The 14,489-nt window shown below is 62.7% G+C and carries 13 protein-coding genes; 12 read left to right on the top strand and 1 reads right to left on the bottom strand.

Translation table 11 applies throughout. The features are described 5' to 3' along the window. The first annotated feature begins 23 nt into the window (after window positions 1-23). The 4 genes from J2Y48_RS05865 (at window position 24) to J2Y48_RS05880 (ending at window position 4,953) form a co-directional block, all read left to right on the top strand. A complete protein-coding gene (locus J2Y48_RS05865) occupies window positions 24-974 on the top strand; it encodes a glutathione S-transferase family protein (protein WP_310414119.1) in 951 nt (316 codons plus the stop codon). Window positions 975-1,183: 209 nt separating this feature from the next. Continuing rightward, window positions 1,184-2,590, top strand: coding sequence for a pyridoxal-dependent decarboxylase (locus tag J2Y48_RS05870; protein WP_310414122.1), 1,407 nt, complete (start codon window positions 1,184-1,186; stop codon window positions 2,588-2,590). A gap of 35 nt (window positions 2,591-2,625) precedes the next feature. Further along, the gene (gabD, locus tag J2Y48_RS05875) at window positions 2,626-4,080 is read left to right on the top strand and encodes an NADP-dependent succinate-semialdehyde dehydrogenase (RefSeq protein WP_310414125.1); all 1,455 of its coding nucleotides are present in this window, start codon (window positions 2,626-2,628) and stop codon (window positions 4,078-4,080) included. Window positions 4,081-4,152: 72 nt separating this feature from the next. Beyond that, window positions 4,153-4,953 (top strand): HpcH/HpaI aldolase/citrate lyase family protein, encoded by an 801-nt coding sequence (locus J2Y48_RS05880; RefSeq protein WP_310414129.1) that lies wholly within the window; start codon window positions 4,153-4,155, stop codon window positions 4,951-4,953. 24 nt (window positions 4,954-4,977) lie between these two features. On the opposite strand, the gene J2Y48_RS05885 is transcribed toward J2Y48_RS05880, so the two are convergent. Continuing rightward, window positions 4,978-5,856: a GntR family transcriptional regulator gene (locus tag J2Y48_RS05885; RefSeq protein WP_310414132.1), complete on the bottom strand. Its 879-nt coding sequence runs from the start codon at window positions 5,854-5,856 to the stop codon at window positions 4,978-4,980. 216 nt (window positions 5,857-6,072) lie between these two features. Between J2Y48_RS05885 and J2Y48_RS05890 the strand changes: the two genes are divergently transcribed. The 8 genes from J2Y48_RS05890 (at window position 6,073) to J2Y48_RS05925 (ending at window position 14,401) form a co-directional block, all read left to right on the top strand. Beyond that, entirely contained in the window at window positions 6,073-7,092 is a 1,020-nt protein-coding gene (locus J2Y48_RS05890) for an aldo/keto reductase (RefSeq protein WP_310414135.1), read from the top strand. A gap of 26 nt (window positions 7,093-7,118) precedes the next feature. Continuing rightward, window positions 7,119-7,565, top strand: a complete 447-nt coding sequence (locus tag J2Y48_RS05895; RefSeq protein ID WP_310414138.1) for an RbsD/FucU domain-containing protein — start codon at window positions 7,119-7,121, stop codon at window positions 7,563-7,565. A gap of 296 nt (window positions 7,566-7,861) precedes the next feature. Beyond that, window positions 7,862-8,851, top strand: a complete 990-nt coding sequence (locus J2Y48_RS05900; protein ID WP_310414141.1) for an ABC transporter substrate-binding protein — start codon at window positions 7,862-7,864, stop codon at window positions 8,849-8,851. 111 nt (window positions 8,852-8,962) lie between these two features. Next, the gene (locus tag J2Y48_RS05905) at window positions 8,963-10,513 is read left to right on the top strand and encodes a sugar ABC transporter ATP-binding protein (RefSeq protein ID WP_310414144.1); all 1,551 of its coding nucleotides are present in this window, start codon (window positions 8,963-8,965) and stop codon (window positions 10,511-10,513) included. Between the two features lie 32 nt (window positions 10,514-10,545). Continuing rightward, complete coding sequence (locus J2Y48_RS05910) at window positions 10,546-11,520, top strand: ABC transporter permease (protein ID WP_310414147.1); 975 nt, start codon at window positions 10,546-10,548, stop codon at window positions 11,518-11,520. A gap of 113 nt (window positions 11,521-11,633) precedes the next feature. Then, on the top strand, window positions 11,634-12,365 hold the full coding sequence (locus J2Y48_RS05915) for an SDR family oxidoreductase (RefSeq protein WP_310414150.1): 732 nt from the start codon (window positions 11,634-11,636) through the stop codon (window positions 12,363-12,365). 183 nt (window positions 12,366-12,548) lie between these two features. After that, entirely contained in the window at window positions 12,549-13,832 is a 1,284-nt protein-coding gene (phaZ, locus tag J2Y48_RS05920) for a polyhydroxyalkanoate depolymerase (RefSeq protein WP_310414153.1), read from the top strand. Window positions 13,833-13,972: 140 nt separating this feature from the next. Then, complete coding sequence (locus J2Y48_RS05925; RefSeq protein WP_310414156.1) at window positions 13,973-14,401, top strand: DUF2852 domain-containing protein; 429 nt, start codon at window positions 13,973-13,975, stop codon at window positions 14,399-14,401. The last annotated feature ends 88 nt before the right edge of the window (window positions 14,402-14,489 follow it).

Raw genomic sequence — 14,489 nt, forward strand, 5'->3', positions numbered from 1 at the left:
ACACGCGAGCAGAGGAGACCGTCATGCTGGTGGATGGCAAATGGACGACTGACTGGCAGCCGGTACAGGCAAAGGACGAAAAGGGCGGGTTTGTTCGACAGATTTCCGGTTTTCGCAATTGGGTCACGCCCGATGGTGCGCCGGGACCGACGGGCGAGGGCTTTGCTGCCGAGGCCGGTCGCTATCACCTCTATGTCGCCTATATCTGTCCCTGGGCATCCAGGACGCTGATCGGCCGAAGCCTCAAGGGGCTGGAGGACGTGATCGGCCTCTCTGTGGTGGAGCCGGCCCTGACGAAGGAGGGCTGGCGCTTCGGCGGCTATCCGGGGTCGACTCACGACGAGGTGAACGGCGCCACCTACATGCATGAGATCTACACACGCGCCGATCCCCACTATACCGGCCGTGCGACGGTGCCGGTGCTCTGGGACAAAGAGCGCGGAACGATCGTCAACAACGAATCGGCCGACATCCTCCGCATGATGAATGACGGGTTCGGCGATCTCGCCACCGGGATGATCGACCTCTATCCGGAGCAGCATCGCGAGGCGATCGACGCGTTCAATGCCCGGATCTATCCCGGCTTGAACAACGGCGTTTATCGCGCCGGCTTCGCCACGACACAACTTGCCTATGAGGAGGCATTCCTTGACGTCTTTACGACACTCGACTGGGTCGTGGGCGAACTCGGTGATCGGTCCTTCCTCTTCGCCGACCACCCGACGGAGGCGGATATCCGGCTGTTCGTCACTCTGGTCCGTTTCGACGCCGCTTATCACGGCCTGTTCAAGTGCAACTTGCGAAGGCTTGCGGATTATCCGCGGCTGCGTGCCTTCGTCCGCCGCCTGCATGACTGGCCCGGCGTGGCAGAAACGGTCAATCTCGATCACATCAAACGCGGCTACTATTCGATCGCTTCGCTTAACCCGGCCGGAATCGTGCCGGTCGGGCCGGCGCAGGAGATGCTGTTCTGAGAAAGCGCTGACGGATCGGCATCCGAGCGCCTGCCGATAACCGTGCACGCCATTCCCGATCGCGGGCGAGCGGTTGTGTAGGTCGATAGGAAGAGAAAAGTCGCCAGGTCTTGCCGGATAGATGCCGACGCCAGCGCGTCTGCACGAGGCTTGATCGGTCAATCGAAAAGCATTTATGTCGAGTAGATTGAGCGAGGAGCGACAACGACATGGACGCAGGCGAATTCAGGCATTGGTCGGCCAAGGCGGCCGAATGGGGCGCGGATTATCGAGAGACCATCCGTGAACGTCCCGTACGGCCCGCCCTGGTACCAGGTGAAACCGGATCAAAAATTCCGGCGTCGCCGCCTGAAGCAGGCGAGCCGATGGAACAGATCTTCGCCGACTTCGAAAACAAGATCGTGCCCGGCATGACCCATTGGCAGCATCCGCGCTTCTTCGCTTACTTTCCGGCCAATGCAGCCCCCGTATCCGTGGTCGCCGAGTATCTTGTCAGCGCGATGGCGGCGCAGTGCATGCTCTGGCAGACCTCGCCGGCGGCAACCGAACTCGAGACGAAAGTGCTCGACTGGCTGCGGCAGGCTATCGGCTTGCCCGAAGGCTTTGCCGGCGTGATCCAGGATTCAGCCTCCTCGGCGACGCTCGCCGCCGTGCTGGTGATGCGCGAACGGGCGCTGCAGTGGAAAGGCAACAAGAGCGGCCTGTCGGGCGGCGACCGCGTGCGCGTCTATGCATCGGACCAGGTCCACACCTCCATCGACCGCGCAATCTGGGTTTCCGGCATCGGCGAGGAAAACCTCGTCCGAATTCCGGTGGCGGGACAGCTTCGCGGAATGGATATCGGCGCACTCGAGGATGCAATCAAGTTGGATCTGGAATCCGGCTACCGACCGGCCGGGATCGTCGCCTGCACGGGCGGCACCAGCACGGGCGCGTGCGATGACATTGGCGCCGTCGTCGAAGTGGCGAGGCGGTACGAGCTCTATGTCCATGTCGACGCCGCCTGGGCGGGAGCGGCGATGATCTGCGAGGAGTTCAGGTCGTTGTGGCGGGGCGTTGAAGGCGCCGATTCGGTCGTGTTCAATCCGCACAAATGGCTCGGCGCCCAGTTCGACTGCTCGGCGCATTTCCTGCGCAACCCGGACGATCTGGTCCGCACCCTGGCAATCCAGCCCGAATATCTGAAGACGCACGGCAAGGACGGCATCATTAACTACTCGGAGTGGTCGGTGCCGCTCGGTCGGCGTTTTCGCGCGCTGAAGCTCTGGTTCCTCATCCGCTATCACGGACTATCCGGATTGAAGAAGATGATCCGCAATCACGTCGCCTGGTCGCAGCAGCTGGCGCAGCGCCTGGCGGCGGAGCCGGATTTCGAGATCGTCACCGAGCCGGTGCTGTCGCTCTTCTCTTTCCGCCACCGGACCGATGGGGACGCGGATCAGCACAATCAGGCGCTCCTGGACGCGATCAACGATGACGGCCGCATCTACCTGACGCAGACGCGTGTCGGCGGGCGCCTCGTCATCCGTTTCCAGGCGGGACAGTTCGAGATGACCGAGGCGGACGCGGAAACCGCCTTCGACGTGATTGTCGAAACGGCGCGAAAGAGCCTATAACCGCGCCAAATGAAATGAATCGAGGAGACCCCCTGATGAGCTTGAAGGATCCCACACTGCTGCGCCAGGCAGCCCTGGTCGGCACACGCTGGATCGAGGCCGATCCGAAGTCGGCGATCGCCGTGAAGAACCCGGCAACCGGCGAGCTCGTGGGCTACGTGCCGAAGCTCGGTGCCGCCGAGACCAAGGAAGCGATCGCGACTGCGGAAAAGGCCCAGAAGGAATGGGCCGGCCGCACCGCCAAGGACCGCTCGACGATCCTTCGCAAATGGTTCGAGCTGATGATGGCAAACCAGGACGACCTCGGCCGGATCCTGACGATGGAGCAGGGCAAGCCGCTGGCGGAAGCCAAGGGTGAGATCGCCTATGGCGCCAGCTTCGTCGAGTGGTTCGCCGAAGAGGCGCGCCGGGTCTATGGCGACATCATGCCGGGCCACCAGAAGGACAAGCGCATCCTGGTGATGAAGCAGCCGATCGGTGTCGTCGCGGCAATCACGCCGTGGAATTTCCCGAACGCGATGATTACCCGCAAGGCCGGCCCGGCCTTCGCCGCCGGCTGCGCGATGGTGTTGAAGCCGGCGTCGCAGACCCCGTTCTCGGCAATTGCCATTGCGCTGCTTGCCGAGCGTGCCGGCCTGCCTGCCGGCCTGTTCAGCGTCATCACCGGCTCGGCGGCGGCGATCGGCGCGGAAATGACCGCGAATCCGACCGTGCGCAAGCTGACGTTCACCGGTTCGACCGAGATCGGCGCCGAACTCTACCGCCAAAGCGCGCCGACCATCAAGAAGCTCGGTCTCGAGCTTGGCGGCAACGCGCCCTTCATCGTCTTCGACGATGCCGATCTCGATGCGGCCGTCGAGGGCGCCCTGATCGCGAAATTCCGCAACAACGGCCAGACCTGCGTCTGTGCCAACCGCATCTATGCGCAGGACGGAGTCTACGAGGCGTTTGCCGAGAAGCTGGCGGCTGCCGTCGGCAAGCTCAAGACCGGCAACGGTTTCGACGAGGGCGTGATCCTCGGGCCGCTGATCGACCAGGCGGCGCTCGCCAAGGTCGAGGAGCATGTTTCCGACGCGGTTTCCAAGGGCGGTCGTGTCGTCCAGGGCGGCAAGCGCCATGCGCTCGGCGGCACCTTCTATGAAGCCACCGTCATTGCCGACGTCACGCCGGAAATGGCGGTCGCCCGCGAGGAGACTTTTGGCCCGGTGGCGCCACTCTTCCGGTTCAAGGACGAGGCGGACGTGATCGCGCAGGCGAACGACACCGAATTCGGACTGGCCTCGTACTTCTACGCCAAGGATCTCGCCCGGGTCTTCCGCGTCGCCGAGGCGCTGGAATACGGCATGGTTGGCGTCAACACCGGGCTGATCTCGACGGCCGAGGCGCCGTTCGGCGGCGTCAAGCTGTCGGGCCTGGGCCGGGAGGGCTCGAAGTACGGCATCGAGGAGTTCACTGAGATCAAGTATGTCTGCCTTGGTGGCATCGCCTGATCAACGTAATCCTTCACCGGCCGGGCCGAACCGGCCGGTGAACCGTCAATCGTCGCACCGAGGAATTGCGCCATGTCCGCCCCCAAGAACACCTTCAAGGCCGCCCTTCGGGAGGGCCGGTTTCAGCTCGGCCTGTGGGTCGCGCTCGGCAGTGCCTATGCGGCGGAGATCGCGTCCGGAAGCGGCTACGACTGGCTGCTTTTGGACGGCGAGCACGGACCGAACGACATGCCGCTGCTCGGTGCCCAGATCGGTGCCCTGCGCGGCACCGCCAGTCACCCGATCGTCCGCCCGCCCATGGGCGAGGCGTGGCTGTTGAAGCAACTGCTCGACCAGGGCGCGCAGAGCTTTTTGATCCCGATGGTGGAGACCGCCGAGCAGGCGGGCGCGCTAGTGCGCGCCGTGCGCTATCCGCCCGCCGGTATCCGCGGCGTCGGGGCCGGGCTCGGGCGCGCGAGCGATTTCAACCGCACCCCCGAATATCTGACAACGGCAAATGACGAGATTTGCCTGATCGTGCAGATCGAGAGCCGGGCCGGATTGGCCGCGCTCGACGAGATCGCCGCAATCGAGGGCGTCGACGGCATCTTCATCGGCCCTTCCGATCTCGCCGCCGACATGGGCTATCTCGGCCAACCGTCGGCTCCGCCGGTGACGGAGGCGATCCGCGATGCCTTCGCGCGCGTTCAAAAGCATGGCAAGGCGCGCGGCATTATGACCGTTCTGCTGGATCAGGCGCACGAATACCGGGCCATGGGCGCCGATTTCATGGCGATCGGCACCGACGTCAATTGCCTGGTAGGGGCGATCGACCGGTTGCGGCGCGACTTCCTCGGCCTGGCCGAGACGCAGCAAAAGGGCGGCGGCTACTGAAGCCGTAAAGAGACGACCGGACCTTCAACTGATCGATTGCAGCAGGGTTTCCCGCGCCGACTTCAAGTGCCGCCTGCAGGCTTCGTCGATCCGGGCGGGGTCACGCGACTGCAACGCCTGGATATAGGCAAGGTGTTCCTCCAGTGCGCGAGCATTGCGCTGGCGGGCATTCGTCTTGTTCCACTGGTAGTGGTAGTGGAAGACGATCGCGATGATGTCGTAGAAATCGACGATGAAGCGGTTCTTCGAGGCCTTGTGCACGAGCAGGTGAAACCTCTCGTCCAATGCGGAGAACTCGCGGTAGCGGTTTTCCACGTCGGAGAGGATTTCGCGGTGGAGGGCGGCGATCGCGTCCAGTTCCGCCCAGGCATGATGCTCTGCCGGCAGGTGTGCGAAGGCGGCTGCGGAGCGCAATTCGAACATCTCGCGCACCTCTGTCAGTTCCAGTGCGAACTCGGGTGTGAATCCCTTCAGCACCCAATGGCTGTTCGGCCGCTTCTCGATCAGGCCGAACCGGCTGAACCGGATCAGGAATTCGCGCACGCTCGTTGTGCCGGTGCCGATCTCGCGGGCAAGCTCCAGTTCGTTGATCTGCATGCCGGGCTCGGCGCCGCCGGCGAGAATCCGCCGCATGAAGCTGCGCTCGATGATCTCGGAAAGCGAGTCGGTCTCTTCCGCCGGGAAGTGGTCGGACCGAGAAGGTTTGCGGAGGACGACCTTGCGGCGCTTGGACCACTCGATCAGCCCGATCTCCTCCAGGCGCGCCAGGATCGCACGGACGGTGGTGCGACTGACGCCGAGCTGGCTGCCGAGTTCCGGTTCGGATGGCAGCCTGTCGGCCTTCTCGATGAGACCGAGGCAGCGATTGAATGCATCCTTGAACACGGTGTTCTGCTTGGCCATGAATCCCGCCCGGAGGAATGAGGTGCCGTCGCGCTCCCTTAAGCAGTAGTCGGCGCCTTATCCAGTCGGTTGATGCCGAAGCGCGCCGGTTCCTACTCCCTACTGCTGCTGAGCACATAGACCATTGACCTTGATCTGTCTATTGTAGTTAAAAGACAGAAGGGTTTAGCGCAAAGCACTGCGCGCAGGGTGGTCCAGCGTGCTGCGGGAGGCGCCATGCTGACAAGCGCCATTGGGACGACGGGTCTTTCCGTCACTGAATACAGCTTCGGCACGGCCGCGCTGGGCGGTCTCTACCGTGCCTGCCCGCGCGACGTGGCGATGGAAACGTTGCGGGCGGCCTGGGACGAGGGGATTCGGTATTTCGATACCGCGCCCTGGTACGGTTTCGGTCTCGCCGAACGCGAGCTTGGCGATTTCCTGCGAGACAAGCCGAAGCAGGAATGGGTCCTGTCTACCAAGGTCGGCCGTATCATGTTTCCAGTCGCCGACGACAAGATCCCGAACTACGGCTACATCGATCCGCTGCCGTTCGACGTGCGCTATGATTACAGCTACGACGGCATCATGCGATCACTGGAACTGAGCTATGCCCGGCTCGGCCTGAACCGGATCGACATCCTGTATGTCCATGACATCGGCGTTTACACGCACGGGGCAGAGAGCAATGCATACCATTTCAAGGCGCTGATGGATTCCGGGCTGAAGGCGCTTGAGGAACTCAAGACATCCGGCACGATCAAGGCCTACGGGCTGGGGGTGAACGAGGTCCCGATCTGTCTCGACGTGATGAAGCATGCGTCGATTGACTGCATTCTTCTGGCCGGCCGCTACACGCTGCTGGATCGGACGGCCGTCGATGATCTGTTGCCGCTCTGCCTGGAGCGCAATACCTCTGTCGTCGCGGGCGGCGTCTTCAATTCCGGCATTCTGGCAACCGGGGCTGCTGAGGGCGCGCATTTCGACTACATGCCGGCATCGAACGACGTACTTTCGAGGGTGCGCGCACTGGAGGAACTGGCCGGCGCGAATGGTGTTCCGCTTGCTGCTGCCGCAATGCAGTTTCCTCGTCGGCATCCGGCGGTTGCCTCCGTCCTGATCGGTACGGCCAAGCCGTCCAGCCTGCGCCGCAATGCCGAATTGCTGAGGACGCCCGTGCCGGATGCGTTCTATGCTGAGGCATCGGCCTATAGCCTGGTGGCTCCCCCGCTCGGAACCGAGGCCGTCCGTCAGTAGGAAGTTCACCAAGAGGAATCTGGCGCATGTTGAAAGGCATCCATCCCCTTCTCGGACCCGACCTGCTGCATGCGTTGCGGACGATGGGCCACGGCGACGACATCGTCATTGCGGACGCGAATTTTCCGGCGAGTTCCATGGGACCCCGGGTCATTCGCGCCGATGGCGTCGATGCGATCAGCATGACCGAGGCGGTGTTGACACACATGCCGCTCGACACCTTCGTACCCCAAGCGGCCTGGCGAATGCAGGTCGTCGGGGATCCGGCCGACGTGCCGCCGGTCTGCGCCGAGTTCCAGAAGGTCGTCAACCGGTTTGCCGGCGACTTCGCCGTCCATTCGGTGGAGCGCTTTGCGTTCTACGAGATGGCCAGGAAGGCGGCCTGTATCGTCGCCACCACCGAATTTCGGCTTTACGGCAATATCATTCTCAGGAAGGGCGTCGTGCTCCCGAACGAAGTCTTCAAGGCCTGACCGTAACCGGATAATGGAATGAATGTTCTGCGTTGACAACGAGGCGGAACCGATGTTTCACTTGGGCAGTTTCCGTCGATCGAAGGTCGGTCGGGTTGCGGAAAGTAGAAGGAACTGTGCCAAAGCGCCTGTGGCAGGGGGAGCCGAAAAACTGGGGCGGCCAATTGTTTGCCAAGCGATGTCGCTGCGGTCAGCGCACCTGAATAGATGTTTTTTATAGATAAAAACCATCCGCAGTGCGTTCAGCGGTTCGGTTTCTGGAGGAGAGAACGCACCCGAGAGAGGAGAACTTTCAAATGCGCATCGCCAAATCGCTTTTGTCCCGCCGCGCCTTTACCGCGCTTGCCGGTGCCGCCGTTCTCGCGACGATGTCGCCGGCCGCATCCCTTGCGCAGGACGTCACCATTCCGATCATCGTGAAAGACACGACCTCGTTCTACTGGCAGATCGTGCTCGCCGGCGCCCGCGCCGCAGGCAAGGATCTCGGCGTGAACGTGCCGGAACTGGGTGCGCAGTCGGAGGCCGACATCAATGGTCAAATCAGCATTCTCGAGAACGCGGTTGCCGGCAAGCCGGCGGCGGTGGTGATCGCACCGACCGAATTCAAGGCGCTCGGCAAGCCGATCGACGAAGCGGCAAAAGCCGTGCCGATCATCGGCATCGACTCGGCCGCGGATTCCAAGGCCTTCAAGTCGTTCCTGACGACCGACAACGTCCAGGGCGGGCGCATCGCCGCTGATGGTCTGGCCGCCGCCATCAAGGAAATGACCGGCAAGGAAGAGGGCGAAGTCGTGATCCTCACCAATCTCCCCGGCGTCGGCTCGCTTGAGCAGCGCCGCGAGGGCTTCCTGGACCAGGTCAAGACGAAGTATCCCGGCCTCAAGGTCATCGCCGACAAATACGGTGATGGTCAGGCAACGACCGGGCTCAACATGATGACCGACCTGATCACCGCCAATCCGAACCTCGTCGGTGCCTTTGCATCGAACCTGATCCTGGGGCAGGGCGTCGGTCAGGCGATCGCGGAAAACAACCTCGGCAGCAAGCTCAAGGTCATTGCCTTTGACAGCGATGACAAGACGGTCGGCTTCCTGAAGGACGGCTCGCTTGCCGGTCTCGTCGTGCAGGACCCCTACCGTATGGGCTATGACGGCATAAAGACGGCGCTCGCGGTCTCGAAGGGCGAGAGTGTGCCGGAAAATGTCGACACCGGCGCGAACCTGGTGACGAAGGTCAACATGAGCGACCCGAAAATCGACGCGCTGATCAACCCCAAGATCAAGTAGGCGCTTCGCAGCCGCGCCGACACTGGCGTGCCGGCGCGGCTGGCTTTGACATAGGCCCCTTGGACGTCCCCGACGTTTAGGGGCCACCGGACATGACGGGAGGAGACGTCCATGAGTCGGCTGGAAGAACTCGCGCATCGCCACGATGACGCGCTGTTGACCGAAGGAAGCCGTATTGCCGCGGGCACTCCGATCCTTGAATTGAAGGGTTTGCAGAAGAACTACGGCTACGTGCAGGCGCTGAAGCCGGCGACGATGACGTTTCTGGCCGGCGAAATCCACGCGATCGTCGGCGAGAACGGCGCGGGCAAATCCACCCTCATCAAGCTTTTGACCGGCGTCATCACGCGCACCGCCGGCGAAATCCTGTGGTGCGGTCACCCGGTTACGCTTGCCACGCCGAACGAAGCGATCGCCCGCGGCATCAATGCGGTGCATCAGGAAGTGGTCCTCTGCCCACACCTGACGGTGGCGGCAAATCTCTTCCTCGGCGACGAGGTAAACCGCAACGGCCTGATGCGGAAGAAACAGATGGAGAAGATGGCCCGGGCCGTTCTCGACGATCTGGGCTTCGGCCTGCCTGCGGATGTGCCCCTCGGTTCATTGACGATCGGCCAGCAGCAGCTCGTTGCCACCGCCCGGGCGGCGATGCGCGGCACGCAGTTTCTCATCTTTGACGAGCCGACCGCCTATCTGACGCGCCAGGAATCCGCGCAGCTCTTCAAGCTGATCCGGCGCCTGCAGAGCGAGGGCGTGACGATCGTCTACATCAGCCATCGCCTGGAGGAAGTGTTCGAATTAGCCGACCGGGTCTCGGTTCTGCGGGACGGCACGCATGTCGGCACGCGGAATATCGGCGACACCAACGAGAACGAGCTGATCGCGCTGATGATCAACCGCTCGATCGAGCAGATCTACCACAAGGAGGAGATCCCGCTCGGCGAAACGATTCTCGAGACGCGCGCTCTCTCCGGTCCGGGCTTCGAAGACATTTCGCTGTCGGTGCGGGCGGGCGAGATCGTCGGCCTCTATGGCCTGATCGGCGCCGGCCGCAGCGAGTTTGCGCTCGGCCTCTACGGGCGCCATCCGATCTCAGCAGGCGAGATTCGTTGGATGGGTAGCAAGGTCGAGATCAGGAACGAACGGACGGCGATGGAACTGGGCATTGCCCTTGCCCCGGAAAGTCGCCGCGACCAGGGGCTGTGCCTCAACCTGCCGATCGGCCTCAATATCAATCTTCCGGTGTTCAGGAAACTGAGCCACGGCCCGGTGATCGGCCGCGCCGAGGAAGCGGCAAATGCTGACAAGCAGATCCGTGACCTCAGCATCAAGACCCCGACCCGCCGCGCGCTCGCCTCGGCGATGTCGGGCGGTAACCAGCAGAAGATCGTCATCGGCAAGTGGCTGAGCTACGGTGCACGACTTTTCATCTTCGATGAGCCGACCGTCGGCGTGGACGTCGGCACGAAGGCGGAGATCTACCGGCTCTTCGCCAAGCTCCTGAAGGAGGGCGCAGGCATCATCCTGATCTCCTCCTATCTGCCGGAAGTCTACGAGCTGGCGGACCGACTGCACGTGTTCCGTGGCGGCAGGCTCGTCGGCAGCCACGATTTCCATGATGCGACCCACGAAGAAGTGCTCGGCGAAGCGATTGGCGTCTAGGCGGACGCGAGAGTGAAGAGGGAGAAGCAAGCATGACCATCACTTCAACGGACGCCGCAGCCGTCGCACCGCGGCGCGGGATGAACATCCTCTTCAGCCTGACGCTCATCGGCCTGCTTCTTCTTCTGTGGATCGCGCTCGGCATCGTCACCGCGAGTTTCTGGACGCCGCTGAACATCTCCAATCTGCTGCGGCAAGGGGCGATGACGGCCATCCTCGCGGTCGGCCAGACCTTCGTCATCATCACCGCCGGCATCGACCTGTCGGTCGGTGCGATCGTCGGCTTTTCCAGCGTCATCCTCGCCTGGCTTCTGCAGGCAGGCGTGCCGCTCTGGATCGCCATCGCAGCCACGCTTCTCCTGGGTGTCGCGATCGGCGTCTTTCACGGCTTCGGCATCGTGCGCATGGGGCTTCCTCCGTTCATCATTACCCTTGCGACACTGACGGCCTTGCGCGGCATCGGTCTGCTGATCACCAATGGCTCGACGATCTCGATCACCAACGAGGCGTTCACCAATTTCGCCCGATCCGATTTCCTCGGCATTCCGAGCCTTTTCTGGATGGTGATCCTGATCGCGGTGCCGGCCTACGTGTTCCTGCATCTGAGCCGCTGGGGCCGCTATCTCTTCGCCGTCGGCTCCAACAGCGAGGCTGCGCGCCTTTCCGGCGTCAACGTGAATCGCACGATCTACATGGCCTATATCCTGTCGGCGACCTGCGCGGCCTTCGTCGGTGTGTTGCTCGCCTCGCGCATCGGCATCGGCAACGCGACGCAGGCAGAGGGTTGGGAGTTGCAGGCGATCGCCTCGTCGGTCATCGGCGGAACCAGCCTTTTCGGGGCGGTCGGCTCGGTCCATGGCCCGCTGATCGGCGCCTTCATCCTGGCGACCATCAACAACGGCGCGAACCTGCTGAATGTCAATTCGTTCTGGCAGCGCATCATCACCGGCCTGCTGATCATCGTGATTGTCTATTTCGACCAGCTGCGCCGCCGCAGCAGCCGTTGACGAGGCCACTTCGACGCGGAAGCATGGTCTGATCAAGGCGGTAGCGAAGGTCTCCGGCTGGTTGCATGCCGTACCATCCATCCCTGAAGAACCCAGATGTCGAGGACAGCAACATGAGCGCAAACCTGACGGGCAAGACGGCGCTGGTCACGGCCGCGGGGCAGGGGATCGGCCGCGCGTCGGCGCTCGCCTACAAGCGTGCCGGCGCAAACGTGATCGCAACGGACATCAACAACGAAGCCCTGCAAACGCTGACCGTGGAGGGCATTTCCACGCGTCTTCTCGATGTCCGCGACGAGACGGCGGTAAGGGGTGCAATCGCAGAGATCGGCGCGGTCGACGTTCTCTTCAACTGTGCTGGTGTCGTCCATGGAGGAACCGTCCTCGATGTGAAGGACGAGGAACTGGAGTTTGCATGGGACATCAACGTCCGTTCCATGGTGCGCACCGTGCGGGCCGTGCTGCCGGGCATGCTGGCGCGGGGCGGCGGCGCCATCGTCAACATGTCTTCCGTTGCAAGCAGCGTGAAAGGCGTGCCGAACCGCTTTGCCTATTCCGTGACCAAGGCTGCGGTGATCGGCCTGACCAAGTCCATTGCCGCCGACTATGTCGGCCAGAATATCCGCTGTAACGCGATTTGCCCCGGAACGGTGGAAAGTCCGTCGCTGCAGGAGCGCATGCGGGCGGGCGGTGACTACGAGGCGGCGCGCGCCGCCTTTGTCGCGCGCCAGCCGATGGGGCGGATCGGAACGCCGGAGGAGATCGCCGATCTCGCCGTCTATCTCTCCGGCGCGACCTACACGACCGGCCAGGCCTATGTGATCGATGGCGGCTGGACGGGGTAGCGACCCGGCAACAGCTTATCGGGGGCAGTTTTTGCCCCCAATCGGCCAGAGCCCGTTCTGTTGCACCGCAGCGAAAACATGATAGTGTGTTAATAATTACGGATCAGCAGCATGCACCGAGCGCAGTGCGCGCCCGAACGGAACGGCGGCTTCCAAAAGTTCACGACGGGGTGATTGCTTAGAATGTACTACCAGCTCTATGAAATGAATCACGCCATGATGGCGCCCTGGCGCGCTGTGGCCGACCAGATGCGGCTTGCCTACAGCAACCCGCTCAATCCCCTCTCGCACACCTATTTCGGTCGGTCGATGGCGGCGGGGCTGGAGGTTTTGGAGCGGGCGACCCGGCGCTACGCCAAGCCGGCGTTCGGTCTCGACGAAACCGTGATCGATGGCAAGACTGTGTCTGTTCACGAGAAGATCGTCTGGCAACGTCCGTTCTGCAATCTCATCCATTTCGAGCGCTGCCTGCCGGCCGGGCACCGGCCCGATCCGAAGATCCTGATGGTGGCGCCGATGTCGGGCCACTACGCAACCCTCCTGCGCGGCACGGTCGAAACGCTGCTGCCCGATGCGGAAATCTACATCACGGACTGGGTCGACGCCCGGATGGTGCCGCTGTCTGATGGCGCCTTCGATCTCGACGATTTCATCGACTACATCGTCCAGATGCTGCACGCGCTGGGACCGGACACGCACGTAATCGCAGTCTGTCAGCCGTCCGTGCCGGTGCTCGCCGCCGTCGCGCGCATGGAAGAGGACGGCGATCCGCTCTCGCCGTCGTCCATGACGCTGATGGGCGGTCCAATCGATACGCGCGTCAACCCGACCGCGGTGAACCGTCTTGCCGAGGAACGTCCGATCGACTGGTTCCGGGACAATGTGATCATGCCGGTGCCGTGGCCTCAACCCGGTTTCATGCGCCTGGTCTATCCCGGCTTCCTGCAGCTTTCCGGCTTCATGTCGATGAACCTCGACCGACACCTGATTGCCCACAAGGAGTTCTTCGCGCATCTCGTCAAGAACGACGGTGACGCGGCGGAAAAACACCGCGACTTCTACGACGAGTACCTGGCAGTGATGGACATGACGGCCGAGTTCTATCTGCAGACAGTCGAGACGGTGTTCATGAAGCATGCCCTTCCGAAGGGGGAGATGATGCACCGCGGCCGGCGCGTCGACACGACGGCGATCCGCAACGTCGCACTCCTGACCGTGGAGGGCGAGAATGACGATATCTCCGGCGTCGGCCAAACCAAGGCCGCGCAGACGATCTGCACCAACATCCCGGAAAACATGCGCATGCACTACATGCAGCCGGATGTCGGTCACTATGGCGTGTTCAACGGCTCGCGCTTCCGTCGCGAGATCGCCCCGCGCATCCTCTCCTTCATCGCTACCAACGGCCGCGGAGAGAAAACCGTCCCGCGCGTTGTCAAAGGCGGCAAGTCCGCAAGCGGGAAATAGCTCCACATCGATTTTGCGTGGAGCTTTCAGGCGCTTGTCCGATTCCGCCGGACGGCGTCTTGAAGGGCGATCTTCACCTTACCACATCGAAATCACCGGGCGCCGTGGTGGCGGTCGGGCGAATGTGAGGAAGATTGCAAATGAACCAGTCTGCACTGCTGCGTCCCGACTGGACGCCTGCGACCATCGCGCTGATGGTGCTGGGCTTTATGGTCTTCTGGCCCCTGGGCCTGGCCATGCTCGCCTACATCATCTTCGGTGAGCGGCTGAAAAGCTTCAAGAAAGATGCCAACGAGAGAGCGGATGGCTTTTTCGCCTCCTGCCGCGGGCATCGCCGCGGGTTTCGCGGCCATGGCTTCGGATCTGGCAACGTCGCCTTTGACGAATGGCGCGATGCCGAACTGAAGCGCCTCGAAGAGGAGCGCCGCAAGCTCGACGAGATGCGCGAGGAATTCGACGCGTATATGCACGAACTGCGCAAGGCGAAGGACAAGGAGGAGTTCGACCGCTTCATGCGCGAGCGCCGCTCCGGCAATGGCGGCTCGGTGCCGGTCGCCCCGAACGCCTGACGGCGATGTGCTGGCCGACGTGATTGCCGGCGCCCTCGCGGCGCCGGTTTTGCGTGGTTCAATGGCAACGCGAATCGGCTAATAAGGA

Source organism: Mycoplana sp. BE70, from assembly GCF_031455855.1.
GTDB lineage: Bacteria > Pseudomonadota > Alphaproteobacteria > Rhizobiales > Rhizobiaceae > Mycoplana.

Excerpts from the sequence above, each read along its gene's own strand:
- gabD (WP_310414125.1), top strand. The coding sequence starts at position 2,626 with ATGAGCTTGAAGGATCCCACACTGCTGCGCCAGGCAGCCCTGGTCGGC.
- J2Y48_RS05865 (WP_310414119.1), top strand. The coding sequence starts at position 24 with ATGCTGGTGGATGGCAAATGGACGACTGACTGGCAGCCGGTACAGGCA.
- J2Y48_RS05890 (WP_310414135.1), top strand. The coding sequence starts at position 6,073 with ATGCTGACAAGCGCCATTGGGACGACGGGTCTTTCCGTCACTGAATAC.
- J2Y48_RS05915 (WP_310414150.1), top strand. The coding sequence starts at position 11,634 with ATGAGCGCAAACCTGACGGGCAAGACGGCGCTGGTCACGGCCGCGGGG.
- phaZ (WP_310414153.1), top strand. The coding sequence starts at position 12,549 with ATGTACTACCAGCTCTATGAAATGAATCACGCCATGATGGCGCCCTGG.
- J2Y48_RS05880 (WP_310414129.1), top strand. The coding sequence starts at position 4,153 with ATGTCCGCCCCCAAGAACACCTTCAAGGCCGCCCTTCGGGAGGGCCGG.
- J2Y48_RS05925 (WP_310414156.1), top strand. The coding sequence starts at position 13,973 with ATGAACCAGTCTGCACTGCTGCGTCCCGACTGGACGCCTGCGACCATC.
- J2Y48_RS05885 (WP_310414132.1), bottom strand. The coding sequence starts at position 5,856 with ATGGCCAAGCAGAACACCGTGTTCAAGGATGCATTCAATCGCTGCCTC.
- J2Y48_RS05870 (WP_310414122.1), top strand. The coding sequence starts at position 1,184 with ATGGACGCAGGCGAATTCAGGCATTGGTCGGCCAAGGCGGCCGAATGG.
- J2Y48_RS05895 (WP_310414138.1), top strand. The coding sequence starts at position 7,119 with ATGTTGAAAGGCATCCATCCCCTTCTCGGACCCGACCTGCTGCATGCG.
- J2Y48_RS05905 (WP_310414144.1), top strand. The coding sequence starts at position 8,963 with ATGAGTCGGCTGGAAGAACTCGCGCATCGCCACGATGACGCGCTGTTG.
- J2Y48_RS05900 (WP_310414141.1), top strand. The coding sequence starts at position 7,862 with ATGCGCATCGCCAAATCGCTTTTGTCCCGCCGCGCCTTTACCGCGCTT.
- J2Y48_RS05910 (WP_310414147.1), top strand. The coding sequence starts at position 10,546 with ATGACCATCACTTCAACGGACGCCGCAGCCGTCGCACCGCGGCGCGGG.